Annotated in this window: 8 protein-coding genes and 1 pseudogene; 7 read left to right on the top strand and 2 right to left on the bottom strand. The window is 35.7% G+C overall.

Annotation, left to right across the window (positions count from 1 at the left end; genetic code table 11):
- The first annotated feature begins 173 nt into the window (after positions 1–173).
- Positions 174–383, top strand: a complete 210-nt coding sequence (locus B2R82_RS00005; RefSeq protein WP_286922917.1) for a hypothetical protein — start codon at positions 174–176, stop codon at positions 381–383.
- Positions 384–695: 312 nt separating this feature from the next.
- A pseudogene (locus B2R82_RS00010) lies at positions 696–1,960 on the top strand (amino acid permease).
- Between the two features lie 98 nt (positions 1,961–2,058).
- Here the strand turns inward: B2R82_RS00010 and pgeF are convergent.
- The gene (pgeF, locus tag B2R82_RS00015) at positions 2,059–2,823 is read right to left on the bottom strand and encodes a peptidoglycan editing factor PgeF (protein ID WP_286922918.1); all 765 of its coding nucleotides are present in this window, start codon (positions 2,821–2,823) and stop codon (positions 2,059–2,061) included.
- A gap of 147 nt (positions 2,824–2,970) precedes the next feature.
- Here pgeF and B2R82_RS00020 point away from each other — a divergent pair, with 147 nt between their 5' ends.
- The 3 genes from B2R82_RS00020 (at position 2,971) to B2R82_RS00030 (ending at position 5,850) form a co-directional block, all read left to right on the top strand.
- Entirely contained in the window at positions 2,971–3,594 is a 624-nt protein-coding gene (locus B2R82_RS00020) for a hypothetical protein (protein WP_286922919.1), read from the top strand.
- A gap of 255 nt (positions 3,595–3,849) precedes the next feature.
- Positions 3,850–4,836: a VanW family protein gene (locus B2R82_RS00025; RefSeq protein ID WP_286922920.1), complete on the top strand. Its 987-nt coding sequence runs from the start codon at positions 3,850–3,852 to the stop codon at positions 4,834–4,836.
- Between the two features lie 189 nt (positions 4,837–5,025).
- A complete protein-coding gene (locus B2R82_RS00030) occupies positions 5,026–5,850 on the top strand; it encodes a methyl-accepting chemotaxis protein (protein WP_286922921.1) in 825 nt (274 codons plus the stop codon).
- Positions 5,851–5,896: 46 nt separating this feature from the next.
- On the opposite strand, the gene B2R82_RS00035 is transcribed toward B2R82_RS00030, so the two are convergent.
- Positions 5,897–6,514 (bottom strand): HAD hydrolase-like protein, encoded by a 618-nt coding sequence (locus tag B2R82_RS00035; protein WP_286922922.1) that lies wholly within the window; start codon positions 6,512–6,514, stop codon positions 5,897–5,899.
- A 350-nt stretch (positions 6,515–6,864) separates the two neighbouring features.
- Here B2R82_RS00035 and B2R82_RS00040 point away from each other — a divergent pair, with 350 nt between their 5' ends.
- Both B2R82_RS00040 and B2R82_RS00045 read left to right on the top strand, forming a co-directional pair.
- The gene (locus B2R82_RS00040; RefSeq protein WP_286922923.1) at positions 6,865–7,767 is read left to right on the top strand and encodes an SDR family oxidoreductase; all 903 of its coding nucleotides are present in this window, start codon (positions 6,865–6,867) and stop codon (positions 7,765–7,767) included.
- A 51-nt stretch (positions 7,768–7,818) separates the two neighbouring features.
- Complete coding sequence (locus B2R82_RS00045) at positions 7,819–8,697, top strand: aminoglycoside 6-adenylyltransferase (protein WP_286922924.1); 879 nt, start codon at positions 7,819–7,821, stop codon at positions 8,695–8,697.
- The last annotated feature ends 54 nt before the right edge of the window (positions 8,698–8,751 follow it).

Raw genomic sequence — 8,751 nt, forward strand, 5'->3', positions numbered from 1 at the left:
AAAAATATTTAGGGATAACAGTTGGGCGTAATTTGGATGAGCTTTTCACCCAGCCTCAAATGCCTACGCCAACAGTTGAACCAAGTGAGGACGATATTGTTGAAACAACTGATCCACTATTAGAAATAGAAAGTGCTGAATAAATAAGACAACAGAGAGGACGAGGTGATGGCATGTCAGAACATTTACAAAGCACTGAGGAGATTGAAAAAATAGATGATTTTTTAGATAGCGGCTACAAAATTAAATATGTGTATGAAAATTTAAGTGGAATGTTTGTAGAGTTTGCACGTCAGAAGGAAGTTGTGTTGCTACAAATTCTAACAGCGGATGCCCGTAAATACTTTTCAGCCAAACTTCAAGAGCAAACGTTGTTACAATAAATAAAATTAGTGGATTAGTTATTTCTTGACCTAGATAGAAAATCTTTGTAAAGATTCCCCTTACTAGTTAAGCATGATTTCGGTATTGAACCGGATTCATGCTTTTTTGATTTTAAACTTAATATATGTTTTTCCTAAAAATACAATTGTATTTTTAGGATGTATTTATTATTATAGAAAAAGTATTCAACTTAGAAAAACATCAAAGAAAGAGGCGTTATTCGAGTGGTAAACAAAGAATTAAAGAGAGGGTTAGAGGCACGTCATATCCAAATGATTGCGTTAGGCGGTACAATTGGCGTTGGTCTATTTATGGGTTCAGCTAGTGCTATTCAGTGGACAGGTCCCTCTGTGCTTCTTGCCTATGCGATAGCAGGTATCTTTATCTTTTTTATTATGCGGGCTATGGGAGAGATGCTTTATAAGGAGCCAAGCACTGGCTCTTTTGCAACATTTGGCTATAAATATATTCATCCGTTAGCAGGTTATTTAACAGCATGGAGTAACTGGTTTCAGTGGATTATTGTTGGTATGTCAGAAATCATTGCAGTAGGTACTTATATGCAATACTGGTATCCAAGTTTACCAGCATGGATTCCAGGATTTATTGCAATGGTCATTTTAGGTGTCGCTAACTTTATTTCAGTAAAATCGTTTGGTGAGTTTGAATTTTGGTTTGCGATGATAAAAATAGTTACAATTATTTTAATGATTATCGCTGGAATCGGGCTCATTTTCTTTGGTCTAGGTAATGATGGCATTGCTATTGGGCTATCTAATCTATGGGATCATGGAGGTTTCTTTACAGGCGGCTGGACAGGCTTTTTCTTCGCCTTATCGTTANNTATCAAGGAGTCGAGTTAATTGGTATAACAGCTGGAGAGGCGAAAAATCCTCAAAAAACAATTACAAATGCGATTCAAAGTATTATTTGGCGTATTTTAATCTTCTATATTGGTGCCATTTTTGTTATTGTGACGGTTTATCCATGGAATGAGTTGGGGACAATTGGCAGCCCCTTTGTCGCTACGTTTGCTAAGGTAGGTATCACAGCAGCGGCTGGAATTATTAATTTTGTCGTCATTACAGCGGCAATGTCGGGCTGTAATAGTGGGATATACAGCGCAGGTCGAATGTTGTATACATTGGCTATCAATGGACAAGCGCCGAAGTTTTTTGCCAAGCTTTCTCATAATGGGGTACCATTATTCGGGACGGCAGGTGTTTTAGTAGGTCTAGTGATTGGTGTAATCTTAAGCTATTTGGCGCCAGAAAATTTATTTGTCTATGTTTATAGCGCAAGCGTTTTACCAGGAATGGTCCCTTGGTTTATTATTTTAATCAGTCAAATAGGATTCAGAAAAACACATGGTACAAAGCTATCTAAGCACCCGTTCAAAATGCCATTTGCTCCGATTACAAACTATTTAACAATTGCTTTTTTAGTAATGGTACTAATCGGAATGTGGTTTAATGATGATACACGTGTTTCATTAATCGTAGGAATTATTTTCTTAACTTTAGTGACGATAAGCTATTATGTATTTGGCATTGGCAAAAACCGTCATGAGCAGTGAGTAGAGGGTGTCTTATAGGAGCTCCCCTAGATAATATTTGAAAAATGATCTTATTATAAATAGAGTAGGGACAATCAATTGTGGATTGTCCCTTTTAATTAGTGTTCTTTTCGCATAATAAAGCTCAAATGTCTACCGGCTTGTTTGTCTTCGCGATAGGAAAAACCATTTGGGTTAAGATATGTGCAAGTTGCATCAATGTCAATCTGCTTAGAAGGAATACCCGCAAGCTCACATTGTTTTTTGACGGTTTGTTGATTATCAATATGATATTTATTGGTTTGAGCATTAAAATACATAAAATCTTCAGCGTATCCTAAATTGTGGAATTTCTCATAGACATCTGTATCAACTTCAAATTTTTGTTGACTCAGCGCCATACCGATTTGTACATGAAAATCTTGTGGCTGACAATGCTCCTGCTTGATTAAATGCTGGAAAAGCTTCAATGTTACTTCCTTAACGGTCCCTTGCCACCCTGAATGCACGACGCCAATCAGCCCATTGACTTCATTATAAAAAATAACTGGTACACAATCGGCAGTAAAGCTGCATAAAAGTAAATTTGGCTCGCGTGTGTAAAGTGCATCAGTATTCGCAATGGCGGTATCCAATTGTTCAGCTCCTCGTCCTTTATCGGAGGCTGTAACACAATAAAAATTAGCACTATGCGTTTGCTGCATGCAGACAAAATGATTGAGGTCACATTGCAACGATGCTGCTAAATTTTTGCGATTTTCAAGCACGTCCGCTATATTCACACAAGTATGCAATGCCATATTATTTTGTTCTAGCTCGTGCCAATCTTTTAAGGTAATGCCAGCAATAAAAGGGGCATTATCTACATAAATTTTTGTTTTCATATCATCACCTCGTCTTACTATATAGGATTGAGTTGTGAATGTATAGGCACTTAATACTCATACCCTTCTATTGTATTTTTAGACATAAAAAATAGATTTCTTCACATATAGTATCGAAGAATCAAATATAGAAGGAGTGTTGAATTAATGGCTCAAGAAAAGTTTTTATTAATTTGTCAATTAGGCATGGGGCTATTTTGGATTATTACATATATACTCATTATCAAACAGGGATTCCAGGATAAGAAGTATGGTATGCCAATGGCCGCCATTTGTGCCAATATTTCATGGGAATTTATCTTTGCCTTTATGTACCCACAAAATGATCTTCAAAGAATAATTACCTTCCTTTGGTTTTTATTAGACATCATGATAATGATGCAATATTTAAAATATGGTCATAAAGAATATCAAAAATTAATTCCTAGTAAAATATTCTATGCATCATTTTTTATAACGCTTGGTGCATGTTTTTTCATTATTTTAGCAATGATGCATGAATTCAAGGATATAGTCGGAAAATATGCTGCATTTTCACAAAATCTGATGATGTCAGGGCTGTTTATTGCCTTATTACTACAACGAGGAAATCTCAGTGGCCAATCGATGGGCATAGCAGTTTGTAAAATGATTGGTACTATATTTGCAGCAGTTGGCTTTTATATGTACTTTCGAACTCCCTTGATTACCATTATCTCACTTGCGACTCTTGTTTATGATTGGCTCTATATTGTGTTAATTTATCGGCTCTATCAAAAAAGAGTTATGTAAAATACGAATTATCATTTTATTTAAATAAATATTAGTCATTTTGCTAATTACAATCATATAGTAACGATGTTTCAAGCAAAATAGTAAGAATGTTGTGAAAAACATGGATGAATAGTGCTTGTCACAGAGCTAAATTCTCAATAAAAGGTACACATAAATATGAAAATAAATAAAAATGTACAAAAAGCAACACACTATCACTGTCAAACGAATAAGATGTTTCTGTACTATAACGTTAGAGGTAGGTGCTTGCTATTGAAAAAACAGTGGGTGGTCGCACTGTTTATGTTATGCACAATTGGACTATTCGGCTGTCAAGGAAAATCGGAGAATGAGAAACAACAAGAGCAAGATTTAGAGCAGGAACACAAGGAAAACAAACAGGCTGTTACTTATGAGCAAAAGCAACAATTGGAGACTGTTGTGAAAATTGTTGATCCCTCCACAAATGCAGTTATAAAAACAATTTCTCCACATGAAATGGGCTATGAAAGCGATGTATCATCTTATACAAAGGAAATTGAACAATTGGCAAAAGTGCTGGCAAGAGGAAATGGAGATACGGTTGGTTATGATCAGCGGATGATACTTGATAGGATGGATGATAACGGAAAAATAGTAAAGGGTAGTCCTTTAATAGTTTTAAAAGAAAAAGAATTGGTAGATAGAATATTAGAGGCTTCAACATCTGGTGGTAAAGTCATGATGCCACTTTATATAACAGAAAGCGGTTATTATCTGGAAGATATTCCTTATTTGTCGGAAACCGTTGTTGCATCCTATACCACTTATTTTAATAATGCTGATGGAGGAAGAAATAAAAACATCGAATTATCTGCAAAAGCGATTCACAATGTTATTGTTGGAAGCGGGGATTATTTTTCATTTAACACCGTTGTTGGACCAAGGGATGAGGAGAATGGTTATCAGCCTGCACCAGAAATTATAAATAAGAAGCTGGTGATGGGCATTGGTGGTGGTGTTTGCCAAACCTCATCAACTTTATTTAATGCAGTAGATCAGTTACAAATAAAATTTGTGGAACGTCATCACCATTCATTAGACGTTGGCTATGTTCCAAAGGGAAGGGATGCTACGGTATCCTATGGAGGCTTAGATTTTAGGTTTCATAATACTAGTGATGTACCATTTTTAATCCAATCTATTTATGGAAAAAATTTTTTAACTGTTGAGATAAGGACAGCAGAAAAATATGTAGAATTATTGAAAAAAAATAATTAATGCTAAAGACACCTCTGCTCAATGGTGTCTTTTTTAAGGTGTCATGCTATAGTTAAACTGAGGTATTTCAGTATAATAATGGTTCAGCCAGCACAATAAAGGGGTAGAAAATTTTATTGATATGACTCTTTCAATTACCTTATATGATGGATGTACCTTAATCGTGTGAATGAGGAAGGGGAAAAGACAATGCATGCAAAGCTGCAGGCAATCATAGACTCAATCGATTTTTACCAGGTAACCTATCCAGAAGATGCTTGTATAATTGTAGCAGATACAGAGAAAGTCATTGCTTATAAGCCAGGAAAACAAGTGGATTTAAAGGTTTGTGTTGGTGATTCTGTAGATAAATATCGTGGAACAACAACTGAAAAGGCACTTAGCTCAGGGAGATTTATCCGAGAAGAGCGAAGTGCTGAGGATTTTGGCATGGCCTATATTGCATCTGCACAGCCTATTTTTGAAGGTGGACAGATAATCGGTGTTATTAGTGCAATTCTTTCAAATGAAAAAATGGATCATATGCGATTACTAGCAACAGAACTGTCGAGCTCAGTGGAGGAAATGACTGCGACGAATGAAGAATTAGCAAAGGCAAGTGTAGATGTTTCCGATCGATTAGAGGAACTATCTAGATTCTCAGAGTCTATGATTGGTGATATTCAACAAATTAATACTATTGTAGATTTAGTCAAAGATTTAGCGATGAAATCGAAAATTCTTGGACTAAATGCATCCATTGAAGCAGCTCGTTCTGGTGAGCATGGACGTGGCTTTGCAGTAGTTGCCACTGAAATTCAAAAAATGTCTCAAAGCAGTACCGAAAGTGCGAATAGCATTACAAACCAATTAGAGAGTATAAAACAAGCCATCGACCAAGTAAATGAATCAGCAAACCAAATTGCCGCATTTACTCAACAGTTTTCGGCTAGCATGTATGAATTAACAGATGCCTATAAAGGTGTTAATAGCACAGCAGAAAAATTAATGCATATTAGTGAAGTGAAAAATTAAAAAGAAGGGTATAGCCAATCCATTTTATGGCCATACCCCTCTTAGATTAAATAATATCTAAAATTTCCTTTGGAGCATTTACTTTATATTCAGGCTCTTCCTGTAGAATCACCTCAATAGAATCATATCCCCAAGAAACCCAAATAATGGGTACCCCGACTTTTTTACATGCTACAATATCTCTTTGTTCATCCCCTATATATAAAACGTCTGATGCCGAGCTGCTGGAGTCCTTTAAAAATTTCTTCAACACTTTATCCTTCCCAAAAATACGATTTGAGCAAAGTACATTTGAAACACATTGAATACCATTCATTTTTAGAAATTCTAAAATATTTTCCTGGGAATTGGACGATATGATAAGGATTTTATAGCCTCTTTTATCAATTTCCATTAGTACATCTTTGATTCCTTCATAAAGATGAACCTCGTTTAAGGACTGACGATATAAACGATAAAATTGAGGTAAAATCATGGGTAATTTATACATTGGAAAATCAAATAATTTACTACGCTCCGCCATGGATAATTTTTTTAAGGATTCGATTTCCTTAAACTCTATTCCTTTAAATTTATATTTTTGTGCAAGTGTATTCCAAGCTGACGCAAATACAGCCGTTGAATCAGCCAGTGTGCCATCAAAATCAAAGATGATATATTTCATTGAAAATGTTCTCCTTTATGTTCTACTTTTATAGACGCTTCGTCCTTGAAAATGTTACGTATCAAAGAAATCCGATTTAAAGTATTATGACATGATTCTATAGCATATGAAGCAGGTGGTGGTAAATGACTCTGAGAAAGTATTTTTTTCAATATGTTAAAAACAAAATGGATATCACCATGGTAAATATTGTATCGAAAAATGATGCCATTGAATATGAAAAGCTTTGATGAATTACAAATAGCAATGCAAGATAGTACAGTTTATAGGTCTTTTTCTAGCGTTTGCAACATATATCTAATCATGTCGAATTATGTAGTTTGTATGTAATATTGGAAGGTGGTCACAATATGATTCCAAAATATCCTTATATTGGATATGAAACGAAGTGTAAGCAAGTTCCCATCACATTCCCACCGCAGCATCAAGATATACAGCCAGGGCTAGAATATGTTATGCAACCAATTCCTATTTCCGACAATCCAGCATACAAAGGAAGTGGAAAATTACAGGGGAAAATCGCCATAATTACTGGGGGAGATAGTGGAATTGGTCGTGCTGTTGCTATTGGGTTTGCAAAGGAAGGTGCCCATATGGCTATTACCTATATGCCTCATGAACGACCTGATGCAGAAGCAACGAAGCAAATGGTGGAGGCATATGGGCAGTCCATTCTATTGATTGAAGGGGACTTACGTCATCCTGAGTTTTCTATGGAAGTAGTAAGAAAAACGATGGACTGTTTTGGTAAGCTAGATATACTGATTTTAAATCAAGGTGTCCAATTTCCGCAGCAAAGCATTTTGGATATCTCAAATGAACAATTGTATGATACGTTTGAAACCAATATTTTTCCACATTTTCATATGACAAAGGCAGGATTACCTTATATGAAGAAGGGTGGGGCAATTATTTCCACTGCTTCCGTGACAGCTTACGCTGGGGCTCCATTACTTGTCGATTATTCCTCCACGAAAGGAGCAATTGTCTCTTTCACTAGATCTTTATCCTTACAATTAGCGAGAAAGGGAATACGAGTGAATGCAGTTGCCCCTGGCCCAATTTGGACACCACTAATTGTCTCAAGCTATTCAGCAGAATATGTCAAAACATTTGGCTTAGAAACTCCGATGAAGCGAGCAGGTCAGCCATTTGAGCTTGCACCTACTTATATTTATTTAGCTTCTGATGATTCTTCTTTTGTTACTGGCCAGGTTTTGCACGTCAATGGTGGCATTATGACGGAAACATAAGTATCTATTTGCTATTATAAATAGTAGATATATTGCTAAGGGAGAAATGATATGGAAAATACTCGACCTATTGATAAACTATTAGATTTTGCTAAAAAGGATGAACGCATTCGAGTAGTAGGTATGGAGGGCTCAAGAACAAATCCCAATGTGCCGAGGGATGATTTTCAGGATTATGATATTTCCTTTGTTGTAACTGATATGGCAGCTTTTCTTGAAAATAATAAATGGATTGATTTCTTAGGCGAGCGAATCATAACGCAAACCCCAGAGGATATGGAATTATTTCCACCAGAACTAGGCAATCGGTTTTCCTATTTAATGTTATTTACCGATCATTCAAAAATTGATTTGACGCTAGTTCCTATTGAAGAATTGGAGCTTTATCTTGAAGGTGATGGACTTTTAGAAATCATTCTGGATAAAGACCAGCGCTTTTTAAATGTTCCTGAGGCAACAGATGTTACGTATCATATACAAAAGCCAAGTGCACGTTCATTTGACGATTGTTGCAATGAATTTTGGATGGTTTCTACTTATGTAGTAAAAGGCATTTGTCGCAATGAGCTTCTTTTTGCCAATTATCATTTTGAACATATTTTACGGGAAGAATTACTTCGAATGCTATCTTGGCGAGTTGGCTTTGAAACAGAATTTAGCTTAAGTGTTGGCAAACGTTATAAGTATATATCTCAGTATTTGCATGCAGAGGAAGTCTCACAATTGATGAGGACCTTTGAGTTATCCTCTAAAAAAGCTATATGGCAAGCATTATTTCAGGCCTTTGATTTATTCGCAAAGGCATCACAGCAAGTGGCTGCAAGGCTCGAAGTAGAATATCCAGTATATGAAAAGAATATAAGAGTGTATGTGGATGAAGTTTATCAGAAATTTTTAGTAAACAATTTTGTGGATAATATTATAAAATAGTGTTATCGTAAAGAATAAGCTAAATAAAAATCCTTCGGGGTAGGGTGAAATTCC

The sequence above is a fragment of the Lysinibacillus sp. UBA6686 genome (assembly GCF_002455205.1).
Classification (GTDB): Bacteria; Bacillota; Bacilli; order Bacillales_A; family Planococcaceae; genus Lysinibacillus; species Lysinibacillus pakistanensis.

What these genes read in the sequence shown, in the direction of transcription:
- B2R82_RS00005 (WP_286922917.1), top strand. Translation starts at nt 174, where the DNA reads ATGTCAGAACATTTACAAAGCACTGAGGAGATTGAAAAAATAGATGAT.
- pgeF (WP_286922918.1), bottom strand. Translation starts at nt 2,823, where the DNA reads ATGAAAACAAAAATTTATGTAGATAATGCCCCTTTTATTGCTGGCATT.
- B2R82_RS00020 (WP_286922919.1), top strand. Translation starts at nt 2,971, where the DNA reads ATGGCTCAAGAAAAGTTTTTATTAATTTGTCAATTAGGCATGGGGCTA.
- B2R82_RS00030 (WP_286922921.1), top strand. Translation starts at nt 5,026, where the DNA reads ATGCATGCAAAGCTGCAGGCAATCATAGACTCAATCGATTTTTACCAG.
- B2R82_RS00035 (WP_286922922.1), bottom strand. Translation starts at nt 6,514, where the DNA reads ATGAAATATATCATCTTTGATTTTGATGGCACACTGGCTGATTCAACG.
- B2R82_RS00040 (WP_286922923.1), top strand. Translation starts at nt 6,865, where the DNA reads ATGATTCCAAAATATCCTTATATTGGATATGAAACGAAGTGTAAGCAA.
- B2R82_RS00045 (WP_286922924.1), top strand. Translation starts at nt 7,819, where the DNA reads ATGGAAAATACTCGACCTATTGATAAACTATTAGATTTTGCTAAAAAG.